The organism is Flavobacterium tagetis (assembly GCF_016735615.1).
Taxonomy (GTDB): Bacteria; Bacteroidota; Bacteroidia; order Flavobacteriales; family Flavobacteriaceae; genus Flavobacterium; species Flavobacterium tagetis.
On sequence record NZ_JAERSF010000002.1, the window covers coordinates 766,919 to 782,334 of the forward strand.

The 15,416-nt window shown below is 32.6% G+C and carries 19 protein-coding genes; 10 read left to right on the forward strand and 9 right to left on the reverse strand.

Annotation, left to right across the window (positions count from 1 at the left end; translation table 11 throughout):
* Nucleotides 1-18: 18 nt before the first annotated feature.
* Nucleotides 19-651 (forward strand): hypothetical protein, encoded by a 633-nt coding sequence (locus JI750_RS10835; protein ID WP_202001385.1) that lies wholly within the window; start codon nt 19-21, stop codon nt 649-651.
* 74 nt (nt 652-725) lie between these two features.
* On the opposite strand, the gene JI750_RS10840 is transcribed toward JI750_RS10835, so the two are convergent.
* The 8 genes from JI750_RS10840 to JI750_RS10875 form a co-directional block, all read right to left on the reverse strand.
* Nucleotides 726-1,160: a CHRD domain-containing protein gene (locus JI750_RS10840; RefSeq protein ID WP_202001388.1), complete on the reverse strand. Its 435-nt coding sequence runs from the start codon at nt 1,158-1,160 to the stop codon at nt 726-728.
* A gap of 187 nt (nt 1,161-1,347) precedes the next feature.
* Complete coding sequence (gene rlmH / locus JI750_RS10845) at nt 1,348-1,821, reverse strand: 23S rRNA (pseudouridine(1915)-N(3))-methyltransferase RlmH (protein WP_111283719.1); 474 nt, start codon at nt 1,819-1,821, stop codon at nt 1,348-1,350.
* Between the two features lie 206 nt (nt 1,822-2,027).
* Complete coding sequence (locus tag JI750_RS10850; protein ID WP_202001391.1) at nt 2,028-2,330, reverse strand: antibiotic biosynthesis monooxygenase family protein; 303 nt, start codon at nt 2,328-2,330, stop codon at nt 2,028-2,030.
* A gap of 93 nt (nt 2,331-2,423) precedes the next feature.
* Complete coding sequence (locus JI750_RS10855) at nt 2,424-3,839, reverse strand: amidohydrolase family protein (RefSeq protein ID WP_202001394.1); 1,416 nt, start codon at nt 3,837-3,839, stop codon at nt 2,424-2,426.
* Between the two features lie 215 nt (nt 3,840-4,054).
* Complete coding sequence (locus JI750_RS10860) at nt 4,055-4,339, reverse strand: GNAT family N-acetyltransferase (RefSeq protein ID WP_111366406.1); 285 nt, start codon at nt 4,337-4,339, stop codon at nt 4,055-4,057.
* Nucleotides 4,340-4,344: 5 nt separating this feature from the next.
* Nucleotides 4,345-4,740 (reverse strand): OsmC family protein, encoded by a 396-nt coding sequence (locus tag JI750_RS10865; protein WP_202001420.1) that lies wholly within the window; start codon nt 4,738-4,740, stop codon nt 4,345-4,347.
* Between the two features lie 2 nt (nt 4,741-4,742).
* Nucleotides 4,743-5,624 (reverse strand): pirin family protein, encoded by an 882-nt coding sequence (locus JI750_RS10870; protein ID WP_202001423.1) that lies wholly within the window; start codon nt 5,622-5,624, stop codon nt 4,743-4,745.
* A gap of 269 nt (nt 5,625-5,893) precedes the next feature.
* Entirely contained in the window at nt 5,894-6,994 is a 1,101-nt protein-coding gene (locus tag JI750_RS10875; RefSeq protein WP_202001426.1) for a DNA alkylation repair protein, read from the reverse strand.
* 204 nt (nt 6,995-7,198) lie between these two features.
* Here JI750_RS10875 and nadC point away from each other — a divergent pair, with 204 nt between their 5' ends.
* The 5 genes from nadC (at nt 7,199) to priA (ending at nt 12,733) form a co-directional block, all read left to right on the forward strand.
* Nucleotides 7,199-8,056, forward strand: a complete 858-nt coding sequence (gene nadC / locus JI750_RS10880) for a carboxylating nicotinate-nucleotide diphosphorylase (RefSeq protein ID WP_202001429.1) — start codon at nt 7,199-7,201, stop codon at nt 8,054-8,056.
* A 77-nt stretch (nt 8,057-8,133) separates the two neighbouring features.
* On the forward strand, nt 8,134-9,057 hold the full coding sequence (locus JI750_RS10885) for a YihY/virulence factor BrkB family protein (protein WP_202001432.1): 924 nt from the start codon (nt 8,134-8,136) through the stop codon (nt 9,055-9,057).
* Nucleotide 9,058: 1 nt separating this feature from the next.
* Complete coding sequence (locus JI750_RS10890) at nt 9,059-9,487, forward strand: DUF2147 domain-containing protein (RefSeq protein WP_202001434.1); 429 nt, start codon at nt 9,059-9,061, stop codon at nt 9,485-9,487.
* Nucleotides 9,488-9,497: 10 nt separating this feature from the next.
* Nucleotides 9,498-10,256, forward strand: coding sequence for a subclass B1 metallo-beta-lactamase (bla-B1-FLAV, locus tag JI750_RS10895; RefSeq protein ID WP_202001436.1), 759 nt, complete (start codon nt 9,498-9,500; stop codon nt 10,254-10,256).
* A 26-nt stretch (nt 10,257-10,282) separates the two neighbouring features.
* Entirely contained in the window at nt 10,283-12,733 is a 2,451-nt protein-coding gene (gene priA / locus JI750_RS10900) for a replication restart helicase PriA (RefSeq protein ID WP_202001438.1), read from the forward strand.
* An 8-nt stretch (nt 12,734-12,741) separates the two neighbouring features.
* Here the strand turns inward: priA and JI750_RS10905 are convergent, their stop codons facing one another.
* The gene (locus JI750_RS10905; RefSeq protein WP_008463025.1) at nt 12,742-13,440 is read right to left on the reverse strand and encodes a LytR/AlgR family response regulator transcription factor; all 699 of its coding nucleotides are present in this window, start codon (nt 13,438-13,440) and stop codon (nt 12,742-12,744) included.
* Between the two features lie 177 nt (nt 13,441-13,617).
* Here JI750_RS10905 and rpsF point away from each other — a divergent pair, with 177 nt between their 5' ends.
* The 4 genes from rpsF to JI750_RS10925 all read left to right on the forward strand — a co-directional run bounded on the left by rpsF (nt 13,618) and on the right by JI750_RS10925 (nt 15,377).
* Nucleotides 13,618-13,959: a 30S ribosomal protein S6 gene (gene rpsF / locus JI750_RS10910; protein WP_068842999.1), complete on the forward strand. Its 342-nt coding sequence runs from the start codon at nt 13,618-13,620 to the stop codon at nt 13,957-13,959.
* A 5-nt stretch (nt 13,960-13,964) separates the two neighbouring features.
* Nucleotides 13,965-14,261, forward strand: coding sequence for a 30S ribosomal protein S18 (gene rpsR, locus JI750_RS10915; protein ID WP_002987043.1), 297 nt, complete (start codon nt 13,965-13,967; stop codon nt 14,259-14,261).
* Between the two features lie 67 nt (nt 14,262-14,328).
* A complete protein-coding gene (gene rplI, locus JI750_RS10920) occupies nt 14,329-14,769 on the forward strand; it encodes a 50S ribosomal protein L9 (RefSeq protein WP_202001440.1) in 441 nt (146 codons plus the stop codon).
* 134 nt (nt 14,770-14,903) lie between these two features.
* Nucleotides 14,904-15,377 carry a DUF6495 family protein gene (locus tag JI750_RS10925; protein ID WP_202001442.1) on the forward strand — a complete coding sequence of 158 codons (474 nt, stop codon included), beginning with the start codon at nt 14,904-14,906 and terminating at the stop codon, nt 15,375-15,377.
* The last annotated feature ends 39 nt before the right edge of the window (nt 15,378-15,416 follow it).

Consider the following 15,416-nt stretch of genomic DNA (forward strand, 5'->3'; position numbering starts at 1 on the left):
ACGATAAAAGAATTAAAGATGAAATACTTTTCTCTACTTATAGTTTGTCTTCTATTTTCATGCGGAAAAAAAGAAGATGTGTTATTGCCAAAATCAAATGTTTCAATTGTAAAAGATGTGCAAGATCATTCCCCGATTTATATCTTTTTTAAAGTTGAAGGGAAAGATACAATAGCCGATTTGAATAGAAAAAGTGCTATTATCTCAACAAATTGGATTTTAAATATTGACAAACGTTTACCGTTAAAAGTCGTAATTCCGCAGGTAATAAAAATGCAGGAAAAAAAACGTAACGAAAAAATGCATCAAAATGAAGAATCTGAAAACTATTATTCTTATGCAGATTCTATCGGAAAGAATTTAGCCTTTTTACCTTTCACGAAAGTGTTTTATAAAATGGAGAAACCTACTGTAAGAAGTTTTGTTGTTTACTTTAAAAAAGGAAAAAAACAGGTTTTTATGGGAAATCAGGAAATAAAAATAGCAGAAATATTACAGCAGTTTTACAGTATAAAATTTGATAGAGTTCCGAATCTGGTTTTTTTATTTGATAAAAACATGAGTTATGAAGAATATATTCAATATAAAATTTTATTGCACAAGCATGTGACTTACAACCTTGATAAGCTTCCAGTAGAGTTTATTTTCTAAACAGCCTGCTGTATAATAAACAGTAAATTAAAAAAGCCTTTCTCTAAATAAAAGAAAGGCTTTTTTGTGAATGATTAATATCCACCACCGCCTCCGCCGCCATCTCCTCCAGAAGTGCCAGTTTTTGTTAGAGTGCCGCTAATTTCCCCATTAGGGTAAGCAGTAGTGTGTAAATTAACATAATAATGATTAGCCATCAGTTCAGTAATTTGCGCATCAGTTATAGAACCAGATACAGATATTGGAGAGGTAGATATATTTGCATCAGGAAACGGAATAACGATTGTGCCGTCTGCTGCATGTATATGACCATGTATTGGTGTTAATCCTGAAAAATTTACTTTAATATCAAACGTTTTGTTGGTTTGATTTAATTTTAGTGTTGCACTGCCTGAAGCTGAAGAAGTTGCACCTGTAACTGGGGTCAAATTAGCAGTAAATGTCACAATTACTGGTGATGTGTAATTGTCGTCATACCCATTAGAACACGAAGTCCCAATTAAAAGCAATAGTAGGATTACCGAAAGGCGAAATAAAGATTTCATAATTATATGCTTTTTAGGTTAGAAATAAGTTTAAAAAACTATAATTATTAAATTTTATTAAGATTTAATAAATCACTATAAATTTACGATTTTAATTTTGAATTAATCAGTTTTTAATTGTTTAAATTGTTGATTTTTAATAATTTATATATTATTGATGATGGTAAGGTTCGTTTCTTAAAATTGTAAATCCTCGATACAATTGTTCGATGAAAAACAAACGAACCATTTGGTGTGAAAATGTCATTAGCGAAAGCGAAACTTTTCCTTGTGCTTTTTTATAAACCGTTTCAGAAAACCCGTAAGGACCGCCAATTACAAAAACGAGAGTTTTTACACCAGAATTCATTTTCTTTTGTAATTCTTCAGAGAAACCAACGCTTGAAAAAGTTTTTCCGTTTTCATCCAATAAAATTAATTGGTCTGTTGCTGAAAGTTTAGAAAGAATCAATTCGCCTTCTTTTTCTTTCTGCTGGCTTTCAGATAAGTTTTTTACGTTTTTGATGTCGGGAATAATCTCCAATTCAAATTTGATGTAAAACGACAGACGTTTAGTGTAATCATCAATCAGAGTTTGAAGCGATTTATTATCTGTTTTGCCTATGGCGATGAGTTTGATGTTCATTGGTTATTTTTTTAGCCACGAATTACACGAATTAGCACGAATTTAATTTAAACACATAGAGATATAGTTTTCTTTGTCTGCAAAAGGCGTTTCACTTATTGCAATACACATAGCTATGTGTTAAAGCTTGCTTTTTCTGTAATCTTAAACAGAAACAGTAAATCTATGTTTCTATGTGTTTAGTTTTTTCGCAGAAAGGATAAGTATTATTTTTTATTTTCAAAAACCGTTTCGAAATGTTCTACAATTGGAAACGGTTCATAATAATGATGCAAAATCTTTTTCCATTCCAAATACACGTCAGAAGTTCTGAAGCCTACTGTGTGATCTTCAAGTGTATTCCAATCAACCAGTAAGAGGTATTTGTTTTCGACTTCAATACATTTTTCCAAACGATGCCCTAAATAACCATCGATTGATGAAATGTATTGACTCGCTTTTGTAAAATCAGCTTCAAATTGAGAGGCTAATTCTGGTTTTATAAAAAGATATACGGCTTCTAAAATCATTTTTAACGCAATTTTATTTGCTTGATCTACTAAATCTGCGGGAAAAAATATACTCTCGCAGATTTAGCGGATTTGGCAGATCTGTTATTTTTATTAATTTTTAGAGAACTTAGCTTCAAAAGTTTTAAAACGATTGTCTAAATCTTTAATTAATTGCTTTTTAACCGATGCATCTTGAATAAAACTGTAATTAATGCTGTTGTAAACGTATTTTTTGATTGTTTCGTAGTTTACATCAGGATATCTTTTTGCCAGTAAAACATATTGTTCAGTCATGTTGCTTCTTAAAATTCCCGCATCGTCTGTACTGATTACAATTGGCACATTGAATTCTTTATAAAGCGTAAACGGATGTCTGTTTTCTTTTACTTTCAAAATGAATTCGTTGCTTACTAAATTGATTTCGATTGGGATATTATTTTTCGACATATATTTCAATAAATCATACGAGTTAGCTTCGTAAGCAATATCCACTCCGTGGCCAATTCTGTTGGCACCTGCTACATAAATCGCATCGTTGATGTGCCACGTTAATTCTTCTGGCTGAACCAAACCTAAAGTCAATTCGCCCGCATGGAGCGTATATTTTACGTCTGGGAATTTAGAATGACAATATTTAAACATCACCATGTGTAACCAGTAATCTTTCATAGAGTTTTCGCCATGCTCTGGAGAAACGATATTTACACCCGCAGTCAGTTTACTTTCGCTTGACAAAATAAAAGCAATAACCAAATTTTTGAACAAATCTACAGGTTCCATAAAACGAAGCACAAAGTTTTGATAACGCATCGTGAATTTTTCGTCATCTATTTTTAAGTCTTTATGAAGCTTTGCTATGAAGTTATTATTGAAATCTTCGGCATATTTTTTAGCCTCTTTTTTCTGAAGAGATTTATATAATTCATCCAAAAGTTTTAAAACAGCTTTTTCATCTTTTTGACTAGCTGCCTGACGAAGATTGGTATTGAAATCAGCTAAACCAGAAACATTCATATCACATGGAATTGTTGATAATTGTGTTTCGATATACGTTACATTTTCTGCAATGGCGCGCTTTTTCAATTCCAGCATTCCTTCTGCAAAATGACCTTGAATTGTAGGTTCAAATTTCATAAAAGAATCAAAAAACTGATCATCAGAAGGAACGGATCCGTTGTAATCTTTAACCGACCAAGTTTGCATAATCTGCTGTTCGTAATACTCTAATTTTCCTTTATTTTTAAGAGAAGAAAAATTTTCCCAGTTTCCGTTTGCAGGTTTAGTTTTAGAAACTGCCATTGTTTCTAGATTCAAATAAAAGTCTTCTGCAATAGCTCTTTCCAAAAGAGGTTCTGCATAAACTGATCCTGAAAAATGGTGGTGTAAATCGCCTCCTTTAGGCATTTGTTGAAAGAAAGCTGTTAAGAGAGCTTCATTATTTCTGATTTTTTCTAAATAACTCTCAGCCGATTGAGAAAAGCCGATTTGTGCTATAAAAAAACAGAAAAGCGTAATTATTCTTGTCATACTCTAAGATTAAATTACGCGCAAATATACGAGTTTTCGGAGAAATTTGAAAATCGAATTTCGTTATGTTGAATTTTTACCGCAAAGAACGCAAGGTTTTGTTATTTACTAGGCTTAGTATAAACGCAAAGTTCGCAAAGCTTTATCTAAAAAAAACTTTGCGAACTTTGCGTAATTCTTTGTGTGCTTTGCGGTTAAAAAGAACTTAGAACCTTTTAAGAAAAAAGTACATCATGTATTTCAGGAACCTTATCAAAAACGCTTTTTGCAAAAGGACAAAGCGGAATAATTTTCAGATCATTATTTCTAGCATATTCAACGGCAGCCATAACCAATTTTTTGCCGACACCTTTTCCGTTAAAATCTGGACTTACTTCGGTATGATCGATGATGAATTTTGAGTCTCCTGCCCAAGTATATGTCATTTTTCCTGCTTCTTTTCCGTCTTCTATGGCTTCAAAATAGCCTCTTCTTGTATCGTTTATTTGTTGAATTTCCATTGTGTTTATATTAATGTCGTTTTAATTTCGATTGAATGTGTCAGTGTTTTATGAATTGGACAACTGTTTGCAATCGTTTCTAATCTTTGCCTTTGCTCTTCGTTAACATCTCCGATTACTTCAATTCTTCTAGTAAATGAGGTGCAATTTCGCTCTGAATCTCTTTCAAAATCAATTTTGATATTGATTTCTTCAACGTTCCATTGCTTGCGATTGATATACATTCGTAAAGTAATCAAGGTGCAGGAAGCCAATGACGATGCCAAAAGCTCTGTAGGATTCAGTCCTAAGTTTTTGCCTCCCAATTGTTGAGGTTCGTCTGAAATTAAAACATTTCCGCTGGCAGATGTAATTTCTGTGCGATACAAACGCGTATCTATTTTTGCTGAAAGTGTATCCATAATTATTTAATTCTTGGTTCTGGCAATGGAACAAATTCGGTTTCTCCAGGAACTTTCGGAAAAGTTTGGTTTGTCCAATCAATTTTAGCTTTTTCGATGAGGTTTTTGTCTGATGAAACGAAGTTCCAAAAGATAAAATGCTCTTCAGGAAATGGCTGTCCACCAAAAAGATAAACCGTAGAGTTTTCAGAAATTTCAAATTCGCAAAGAGAAGCTTCAGTTGTAATTAAAATCTGTTTTGGATCGTAAACATGTTCGCCATTTTTTATGCTTCCTTCTAAAATATACAAACCGCTTTCGCCAAATAAATGATGTCCGATATTGATTTTCTTAGCTTCTTTGCTTTTGATTTCAATAAAATATAATGGACTGTAAACAGGAACAGGTGATTTTCTGCCAAATGCTTCACCAGCGATTAATTTGTATGAAACACCATCTTCTTCCCAAGCTGGAATGTCATCTGCTTCAACATGTGTGAAATTAGGCTCCATTTGCTCCAATTCTTTTGGTAGCGCCACCCAAATCTGCAATCCGTGAAGCATTTTATCTGAATGTCTTAAATATTCAGGAGTTCTTTCGGAATGAACGATTCCTTTTCCAGCCGTCATCCAGTTTACTGCTCCCGGTTTTATTTCTAATTCTGTTCCTAAACTATCGCGATGCATAATGCTTCCTTCAAACAAAAATGTTAGGGTAGAAAGTCCAATATGCGGATGCGGAGGAACATCCATATTTTCGTGATCACTTAAATGTGCAGGTCCCATATGGTCGATAAAGACAAATGGCCCAACGGCTCTTTTTTCTCGGAAAGGCAATAAACGACCTACCATAAAGTTGCCAATATTGGCAGCGCGTTCTTCGATAATTAAACTGATATTTGACATGTGGTATTATTTGATTTGAAAACAAAATTACAGTTGTGATAGAAATCTGTAACTTAATTTAGATTAAGAAACTTGTTTTTTGTGTTAGCTATAAAAGTAGGGAAAATGTAGAATATTTCAAACGCTTTATTTTTATGGAGTACAGTTTGTCATTCCGAGGAACGAGGAATCCCACAGGAAACTCCGCTAAGTAAAGCGCCAATCTTTGTCGAATCCCGAGTGTGATTCCTCGTTCCTCGGAATGACAAAAAATGAGAGAATTCATTGATTTAATCAATCACCTCAAACTCCAAAACTTCACTCTCCGTTCCATTAATAATAATGGACAATTGATGTGCTCCAGTATAAAAAACTCTTGTCGTAATTAATTTAAAAGACTGATTTCTTTCAATCTTAGTTAATTGATTTGGATTGTAAATCTTCTCGCTTATTTTGAAGACTTTTTTAGCCAAATGTCCTTTTGCTTTTTTATAGTGAACAGCATATTCTAAACGAACTGTTTTAGGTTCTTCATTTTTATTATTTAAATGAAATTGAAACTGAAGATAATCTCCAATTTTTACAGTAGGTGTTTTGATTTCAAAAGACGAAAGTTCAATATTGGTGCTTTCTAAACCATAATGACTTAAAATTTCAGGATGGCCTTGTTTTAATAAAGTTCTGCATCCGTGTTTAATAATTCCGTCTGTTTCTTTGCTGTGGTCTTTCCATCTTGAAGCGATTTCTAGAACAATTTGCGGATTGTCTTTCGCAATGTCATTTAAATTATTGGCAACACTTCTTCGAACATATTCTGAAGGATCATTTTTTAGATTTTCTAAAATAGGAAGAATAGAAGAAGGATCTTTTTTGAGAAACGGAATTGCCATTGCCCACGGTAATCTTGGGCGTGAACCTTCACTTGCCAATCTGCGAACGTGGTGATTTTCGTGTAAAGACCATTTTATCATTTCGTCAATCATTCTTTCTTTATATTTTAAAATAAAAGGACGAACGGCAAATTCGCAACTTATAAATTGTGTTACAGAAACAAAAGCTTTCTTAGAAGTTTCAAAATCATCTAAACCGTACATTTCGATATAATCGGCAAAGAAGATGAAAGCCAGATTACTGTCTGCAAAGTTATTTTTTCTTAAATTTTCTATGATTTTGTCAATTAGAGAAACAGCTTCGGGAAAGTTTTGAGGCATAAATTGATGAAATACAACGGTTGTATGTTTCATTCTCTCTTTCCATTCTTTTTGATCAAAATTACCTTCGTAAATTGCTTCAATAAATTTTTGTTTGTTGAATGTTGGATAGACTTCAGCGACAGCTTTGCTAAAATTTTCGTAAAAAGAAACCGAGTAAATATCTTTAATTAATCCCATAATTTTGCTTGATTAAACTTCAAAGATATTTAATTGAGCGCTTATTAATGGATTAAGTTTTGTTAAGAATTGTAACTTTATTTTTCTGAATTTCTTAAAGGTTAAAAAAGAGATATTTAATGTTTTGTATAATTTTTCATGTTCTCGGAACTTTCAAATCCATAAAATATATTCTAATTTAGCATTATTATTAAAAATAGAAAAATGATAAGCAAAGTTCAATTTCAAGCAGAATTAAAACTCTTAATAGAAAATGCCATAAGAGAAGATGTCGGACCTGGCGATTATAGTTCGCTTGCGTGTATTCCTGATACAGCTCATGGTCAGGCAAAGCTATTGGTAAAAGATCAGGGAATTATTGCTGGTGTTGAACTTGCCAAAATGATATTTGAGTACGTAGACCCAAAGCTTAAAGTAAAAACATTTATTGAAGACGGTACGCGTGTAGAATATGGTGAAATTGTTTTTGAAGTTTCTGGAAGTTCTCAATCTATTTTGAAAGCAGAAAGAGTAGTTCTGAATACCATGCAGAGAATGTCTGCAATTGCTACAAAAACCAATCATTTAATGGGGCTTTTGGAAGGAACAAATGCAAAGATTTTAGACACTCGTAAAACGACTCCAAATTTTAGGGTTGCAGAAAAATGGGCTGTAAAAATTGGCGGTGGCGAAAATCATCGTTACGCTTTATACGATATGATTATGCTGAAGGACAACCATATTGATTTTGCTGGTGGAATTACTCGTGCTATTTCTAAAACTAAAGAATATTTGAAAGAGAATAATCTTGACTTGAAAATTATTGTTGAAGCACGCAATTTGGATGAAATCAGAGAAATTTTGCTTAGCGACGGAGTTCATAGAATTCTAATAGATAATTTTAATTATGAAGATACAAAAACGGCAGTAGCTTTAATTGGTTCAAAATGCCAAACAGAATCCTCTGGAAATATCAGCGAAAAAACGGTTAGAGAATATGCTTTATGTGGTGTAAACTATATTTCATCTGGTGCTTTGACACATTCTGTTTATAATATGGATTTGAGTTTGAAAGCTTTTTAATGAAGTTATGAATTTTGAGTTATAAGTTATGAGTTTGATTTAAAAATCTAAACTCTAATATCTAAAATCAAAAATATATGTCTAAAGAGATAGAAGATCGGATTGAGAAACTGCCTGTAATACGCAATCTGGCCCGACTTTTTAAAAGAATAAAATTCCCTTGGTTAGAGGGATTTTCTTTGTATGATTTGCTCGAAATGTACACCATCGGAATTATTGATGGCGCATTTTCATATCATGCAAGCGCGGTTTCTTTTAGCTTTTTTATGGCTTTATTTCCTTTTGCACTGTTTATATTAAATTTAATTCCATTTATCCCTATAGACAATTTTCAGGAAGATTTCTTGCAGTTCGTTCAGCAAAGTGTTCCGCCAAATACTTTTGATGCGATCAGTAAAATTATCAGCGATATTTTAAATAATAGTCACTCAGGTTTGCTTTCGTCTGGATTTTTTCTTTCGATATTTTTAATGGCAAACGGAATTAACGGAATTTTAAGCGGTTTTGAATCTTCAAAACACGTTTTTGATAAACGAGGTTTTTTGCATCAATATTTAGTAGCTCTAGCTATTTCGCTCATAATGACAATAATTTTATTTGTTACAGTGGCTACTATCGTAGTTTTTGAGGTTTTTATTCAAAAAACAATTATTCAAGATGTGCTGAGCGACCGAATCCCGCTTATTATTTTAGGACGTTATTTGTTTGTTGTTTTAATGATTTTGATAACATCTTCAATATTATTGCGTTATGGTACAAAACAGTATAATAAAGTGCCTTTTATAAGTATTGGTTCTGTTTTTACGACAGTCTTAATTGTTATATCTTCGTTCTTTTTTGGGATTTGGGTTATAAAATTTTCAAAATATAACGAACTTTATGGTTCTATTGGAACATTATTAATTCTAATGTTTTATATTTGGATAAACTGTATGATTCTGCTTTTAGGGTTCGAATTGAATGCTTCTATCAGAAAATTAAAACAAAAAAAAGAAAAATAATATGAAAAACTTGATGCTAACTATCGGAGTATTCTTCTTTGCCCTAACCATGCAAAGTCAAAATGTAATTGGAAAATGGAAGACAATCGACGATGAAACTGGTGAAGCAAAATCTGTAGTAGAAATTTATGAGAAATCTGGGAAAATATACGGGAAGATTGTAGATATACTTCGAGAAGGCCACAAAAAAGATGTTTGTGTAAAGTGTGAAGGCGCAGAAAAGAATAAGCCAATTTTAGGAATGGTTATTATAAACGGACTTAAAAAAGACGGTTCTGAATATAACGGAGGAACAATCTTGGATCCTACAAGCGGTAAAAAATACAAATGTTATGTTACTTTAGAATCTGCTGATAAATTGAAACTTCGCGGTTATGTTGGAATTTCTTTGATGGGAAGAACACAATATTGGACAAGAGTAAAAAACTAATTAAAACTTGATGCGAAAATTAGCTTCGATAATTTTATTCTTAGTTATAGTTTCAAATAGCTTTGGACAATCTAAGAATTCACCATTACAAATAAGTCATCTTACGGGTGACTTTTATGTTTATAGAACTTTTAACGATTATAAAGGCGTTAAAGTTTCTGCTAATGCCATGTACGTAGTTACTAAAGAAGGTGTTGTTCTTTTTGATGCTCCATGGGATAAAACGCAGTTTCAGCCTTTGCTAGACAGTATTGAGACAAAACATAATAAAAAAGTAGTAATGGTTTTTGCAACGCATTCGCATGAAGATCGTGCAGGCGGGTTGGATTTTTATAGACAAAAAGGGATTAGAACCTACTCAGGTAAATTAACAGACGAAATTCTTAAAGAGAATAATGAGGGTAGAGCTGAGTTCATAATTCCAGATGATGCGACTTTTACCATAGGACAATATAATTTTGAAGTATATTATCCGGGCAAAGGCCATGCGCCAGACAATATTGTAGTGTGGTTTGGGAAAGAGAAAATTCTTTACGGCGGATGTTTTATAAAAAGTGCCGAAGCAAAAGATTTAGGTAATTTAGGAGATGCCGATGTTAAAGAATGGGAAAGTTCTATTAAAAAGGTCCAATCAAAATTTAAAAATCCGAAGTATGTTATTCCGGGGCATGATGACGGAACGACAAGTGAATCTATAAATCATACTTTGAAGTTAGTTCAAGATTATAATCTTTCAAACAATGCTTCTTCTAAATCAAGTCAGAAATAAAATTAACTGACTTATAAAAAAAATCCATGCATTTCATTGAAGTCATTTTACCGCTTTCTTTAGCCAAAACATTTACATACCGAGTTTCTGAAGCCGAATATCATTTCATTAAAAAAGGAATGCGTGTTGCAGTGCCTTTTGGTAAAAGTAAAATATATACTGGGCTCGTTTTAGATGTTCATGAAAATGCTCCGACATTATATGAAGCAAAAGAAATTCATCAGATTTTAGATGAAAAACCTATTGCAACCGAAATTCAGATTAAACACTGGCTTTGGATTGCAGATTATTATATGTGTGGTATTGGTGATGTGTATCGCGGAGCATTTCCGAGCGGATTATTGCTGGAGAGCGAAACAATTATTTCGCATAAACCCGATGTTGTGGTAAATGACAGCGAACTTTCAGATGATGAGTTTTTGATTTATGAAGCATTACATCATCAGAGTTCATTAAAGGTTCAAGAAATTACTTCGATTTTAAATAGAAAAAATATACTTCCAATTCTTCAAAAATTGATTGCGAAGGATATAATTTTTTTAGATGAAGAAATAAAAGAAACTTACAAGCCAAAGTTGGTTCGTTATGTAAAACTGCATTCAAAATACGAATCTGATAGTGGTTTGGAAGAATTGCTGACTGTATTGAAAAATGCTAATAAACAAAGGGAAATTGTTTTGGCTTATTTTCAGATTAGTGCTTCAGAAAAAAAGCCGATTACGGTAAAGAAACTTATTGAAGTTTCGAACGCGGGATCGGCAGCTGTAAAATCTTTGGTTGAAAAGGAAATCTTTGAAGAGTATTATTTGCAGCAAGATCGTGTTGTATTTAATGGAGAAGTGTCTGAAAAAGAACTAAGATTAAGTGAAGCTCAAGAAAATGCTTTTTTGGGAATAAAAAACAGCTTTTTGACAAAGGAAGTTTCTTTGCTTCATGGCGTAACTTCAAGTGGAAAAACAGAGATTTACATTAAGTTAATTGAAGAGTATCTGGAAACAGGAAAACAGGTCTTGTATCTGTTGCCTGAAATAGCACTTACGACACAACTTGTTTCGAGACTGCGTCTTCATTTTGGAGACAAAGTTGCCGTTTTTCATTCTAAATACAGCAATAATGAAAGGGTTGAGGTTTGGAGGCAAACACTCGAAAATTCTCCCAAAGCACAAATTGTCATAGGAGCAAGATCGGCTTTGTTCTTGCCTTTTAATGATTTAGGATTGTTAATTGTTGACGAAGAACACGAACAAACTTTTAAACAGACAGATCCAGCGCCAAGATACCATGCAAGAGATGCTGCAATTGTTTTGGCTAATTTTCATAAAGCAAAAGTTTTGTTAGGTTCGGCAACGCCAAGTATCGAAACTTATTTTAATGCACAGAATGATAAATACGGATTGGTAACTCTTTCTGAGCGTTATAAAAATGTTCGTTTGCCAGAAGTGCTTTTAGTTGATATAAAAGACAAGCATTTTAGAAAAAGAATGACAGGGCATTTTAGTGATCTTTTGATTGAAGAAATTGCTGAATCATTATCGTTGGGCGAGCAGGTTATTTTGTTTCAAAATAGAAGGGGATATTCGCCTATAATCGAATGTTTAACCTGCGGTCACGTTCCGCATTGCCAGCAATGCGATGTGAGTTTGACTTATCATAAACATAAAAACCAGCTTCGTTGCCATTATTGCGGGTATTCAATTGCAAAACCGACTAATTGCCATAGTTGTTCTAGTATCGATTTGACTACAAAAGGATTCGGAACAGAACAAATAGAGCAGGAGTTAATTTCGCTTTTTCCAAAAGCAAAAACAGCCAGAATGGATCAAGATACCACGCGTGGCAAATTTGGTTTTGAAAAGATAATAGATACATTTAAAAATCGTGAGATTGATATTTTGGTTGGTACACAAATGCTGGCCAAAGGACTTGATTTTGACAATGTAGGCTTGGTCGGAATTATGAATGCGGATAATATGCTTCATCATCCAGACTTTAGGGCTTTTGAACGCAGTTTTCAGATGATGACTCAAGTTGCGGGAAGGGCTGGACGATCAGAAAAACAAGGGAAAGTAGTTATCCAGACTTATAATCCAAATCATAATACAATTCAGCAGGTTACAGACCATAATTATATAGGTATGTACAAAGAGCAGCTGTATGATAGGCAGATTTATAGATATCCTCCATATTTTAGGATTATAAAGCTTACGCTAAAACATAAAGATTATGATAAGTTAAAAGAAGGCTCAATGTGGTTGTATCAAGTTTTGAGTCAAAACTTAGGAATTCCTGTTTTAGGGCCAGAAGAGCCGGCGATAAGCAGAATACGAAATGAATATATTAGAACTATTTTAATAAAGATTCCGAATAATCTTCATTTAGGGAATACAAAAAAAACTATTCAGAAAATGCTGAATAGTTTTGAAACTGTAGCTCAATACAGAGCTATAAAAGTTACAGTAAACGTTGATTTTTATTAAAACGGCAATTAAGAAGAAGTTGAAAGTGCTTTTACAAGATCTTCTTTTTTATTGCGGCTTAAAGGTATTTTTGTAATGCCAATTTCGGCAAATTTGCTGTTAAAGCGTTCAACCTTATCTATGTTGATGATGTACGATTTATGAACACGAATGAATTTGTCTTTTGATAAATCATTCTCAAAAGATTTCATAGTAGATAGGACCAGATTGCTGTCATCTTCAGTTACTACTCTTACGTAATCTCCAAAAGCTTCAATCCATTTTATTTTAGAAGTGAAGATTTTAAGTTTTTTAAGATTACTTTTGATGAATATATGCTCGCCTTCTTCTTCTTTGATATCTTTTTTAAGCAGATGCATGTCGATTGCTCTTTTTACAGAAGCATTAAATCGATCAACCGCAATTGGTTTTTGAAGATAATCGGTAGCGTCGTAGTCGAAAGCTTTTAAAGCATATTCGGCTTTAGAGGTAATAAATATAATTTGAGGTTTTGATTTCAATCCGTCAAGAAAATCAAATCCGTTAATAACTGGCATTTCTATATCAAGAAATATTAAATCTATATTATTTAATGAGATACAACTTTTTGCTTCAATTGCATTAGAAAAATCCCCGATTAAATGCAAGCCTGGGTGATTATTAACCAATTTGGCAATAATTGTCCTTTGTATAGAACTATCATCTACAACAACACAGTTTAGTTTCATAACATTTAAATTTAGAATAAATTCAGGATAGCAATAGTAAATGTATTATTTTTTTGTAAAAAAAACTAAGGTTGAGGCATCTTTTTTGCATTATGACGAATAAAAGAAAAAAAATGTTGGATATATAAATTAAATGCTTACTTTTGCACCCAATTTTAACAAATAAATTTTTTATTTATGAATCATTATGAAACTGTTTTCATTTTAAATCCCGTTTTATCTGAGGTTCAGGTGAAGGAAACAGTAACGAAATTTGAAGAATTTCTTACTAGTAGAGGAGCTGAAATGGTATCGAAAGAGGATTGGGGTCTTAAAAAAATGGCTTACGAAATCCAAAACAAAAAAAGTGGTTTTTACCATTTATTCGAATTCAAAGTAGCTGGAGAGGTTCTTTTAGCTTTTGAAACTGAATTCAGACGTGATGAAAGAGTTATGCGTTTCTTAACTGTAAGTTTAGATAAACATGCTATTTCATGGGCTGAGAGAAGAAGAGCAAAATTAAAATCTACTAAAGCGTAATTATTATGTCTACAATCGAACAATCTGCAAAAGGAAAAAAAGACGGAGATATCAGATATTTAACGCCTTTAAACATTGAAACTAACAAAACTAAAAAGTATTGCCGTTTCAAAAAATCAGGAATCAAATACATCGATTATAAAGATGCTGATTTCTTATTGAAATTCGTTAATGAGCAAGGAAAAATTCTTCCTCGTCGTTTAACTGGAACTTCATTAAAATACCAAAGAAAAGTTTCTGTAGCTGTAAAAAGAGCTCGTCACTTAGCTTTAATGCCATACGTGGCCGATTTATTAAAATAGTAAAAAAAAATCTAGTCGCTGGTTTCTGTTATGCAGAACCTAACTTCTAAAATTTAAGGACAACAACATGGAAATTATTTTAAAACAAGACGTACAAAACTTAGGATTTAAAGATGATGTAGTATCTGTAAAACCAGGTTACGGACGTAACTTTTTAATTCCTCAAGGATTCGCTACTTTAGCTACTCCTTCTGCTAAAAAAGTTTTAGCTGAAAACCTAAAACAAAGAGCACACAAAGAAGCTAAAATTGTTGCTGATGCTAAAGCATTAGCTGAAACATTAAAAGCTCTTGAAATTAAACTTACTGCAAAAGCTGGTGGAGAGAAACTTTTTGGTTCTATCACTAACATCGATATCGCTGAAGCTTTAGAGAAATCTGGTAATGCTATCGATAGAAAATTCATCACTAGCGGTGTTGTAAAACGTTTAGGAAAATACAATGCTACAGTTCGTTTACACAGAGATGTAATCGTTGAATTAGCTTACGAAATTGTTGCTGAAAAGTAATAGTTTTGAATCTATATAAAAATCCCGATGCAAATCGGGATTTTTTTTTATAGACAAGTAATAATTCGCTTTATGCTATTTATCATTGCGTTTTGTATATGATTCTTAGCTTAAAAGCTTAAAGCTTAAAATAAATGAAATACGCAAGATTAACAAAAGAGCAGTTTGACGAATTACATGCTGAATTTGCAAGTTTCTTGGCAACGCAAGCAATAGATAAAAAAGAGTGGGAAGAACTTAAGGCTAATAAACCTGAAGTAGCGGAACAGGAACTGGATGTTTTTTCTGATTTGATTTGGGAAGGAGTATTGTCTAGAGCGGAATACTTAGAACATTTTTCTAAAAATCATATATTTCTATTTCATTGCTTTGATACTTATATTAAATCAATTGTTTTGAAATCATTTTCTCCAGAAGTTGACTTCTTGACTAAGGAAGGGCTTCAGTGGCTGAGTGATAATATGTTTACTGAGAATATAGAAATGAAAGTAGGGAAGAAAGTGTTTACAGATGAGCGTAATTCTTCGATTTTTGAATTGATTAAACAAGGTGCTTTTTTGAGTGATGGACAGTTATTTAACCAAATTAACACGATTATAGAATCTTAAATTAATTTATAAGTTTTTAAGAAAGCAGGTAATTAGTAC

Coding starts and splice junctions, on each gene's coding strand:
- JI750_RS10885 (WP_202001432.1), top strand. CDS start 8,134: ATGTCTAAAGAGATAGAAGATCGGATTGAGAAACTGCCTGTAATACGC.
- JI750_RS10855 (WP_202001394.1), bottom strand. CDS start 3,839: ATGACAAGAATAATTACGCTTTTCTGTTTTTTTATAGCACAAATCGGC.
- JI750_RS10875 (WP_202001426.1), bottom strand. CDS start 6,994: ATGGGATTAATTAAAGATATTTACTCGGTTTCTTTTTACGAAAATTTT.
- rlmH (WP_111283719.1), bottom strand. CDS start 1,821: ATGAACATCAAACTCATCGCCATAGGCAAAACAGATAATAAATCGCTT.
- JI750_RS10860 (WP_111366406.1), bottom strand. CDS start 4,339: ATGGAAATTCAACAAATAAACGATACAAGAAGAGGCTATTTTGAAGCC.
- bla-B1-FLAV (WP_202001436.1), top strand. CDS start 9,498: ATGCGAAAATTAGCTTCGATAATTTTATTCTTAGTTATAGTTTCAAAT.
- rplI (WP_202001440.1), top strand. CDS start 14,329: ATGGAAATTATTTTAAAACAAGACGTACAAAACTTAGGATTTAAAGAT.
- JI750_RS10835 (WP_202001385.1), top strand. CDS start 19: ATGAAATACTTTTCTCTACTTATAGTTTGTCTTCTATTTTCATGCGGA.
- rpsF (WP_068842999.1), top strand. CDS start 13,618: ATGAATCATTATGAAACTGTTTTCATTTTAAATCCCGTTTTATCTGAG.
- nadC (WP_202001429.1), top strand. CDS start 7,199: ATGATAAGCAAAGTTCAATTTCAAGCAGAATTAAAACTCTTAATAGAA.
- priA (WP_202001438.1), top strand. CDS start 10,283: ATGCATTTCATTGAAGTCATTTTACCGCTTTCTTTAGCCAAAACATTT.
- JI750_RS10890 (WP_202001434.1), top strand. CDS start 9,059: ATGAAAAACTTGATGCTAACTATCGGAGTATTCTTCTTTGCCCTAACC.
- JI750_RS10905 (WP_008463025.1), bottom strand. CDS start 13,440: ATGAAACTAAACTGTGTTGTTGTAGATGATAGTTCTATACAAAGGACA.
- JI750_RS10925 (WP_202001442.1), top strand. CDS start 14,904: ATGAAATACGCAAGATTAACAAAAGAGCAGTTTGACGAATTACATGCT.
- JI750_RS10850 (WP_202001391.1), bottom strand. CDS start 2,330: ATGATTTTAGAAGCCGTATATCTTTTTATAAAACCAGAATTAGCCTCT.
- rpsR (WP_002987043.1), top strand. CDS start 13,965: ATGTCTACAATCGAACAATCTGCAAAAGGAAAAAAAGACGGAGATATC.
- JI750_RS10870 (WP_202001423.1), bottom strand. CDS start 5,624: ATGTCAAATATCAGTTTAATTATCGAAGAACGCGCTGCCAATATTGGC.
- JI750_RS10865 (WP_202001420.1), bottom strand. CDS start 4,740: ATGGATACACTTTCAGCAAAAATAGATACGCGTTTGTATCGCACAGAA.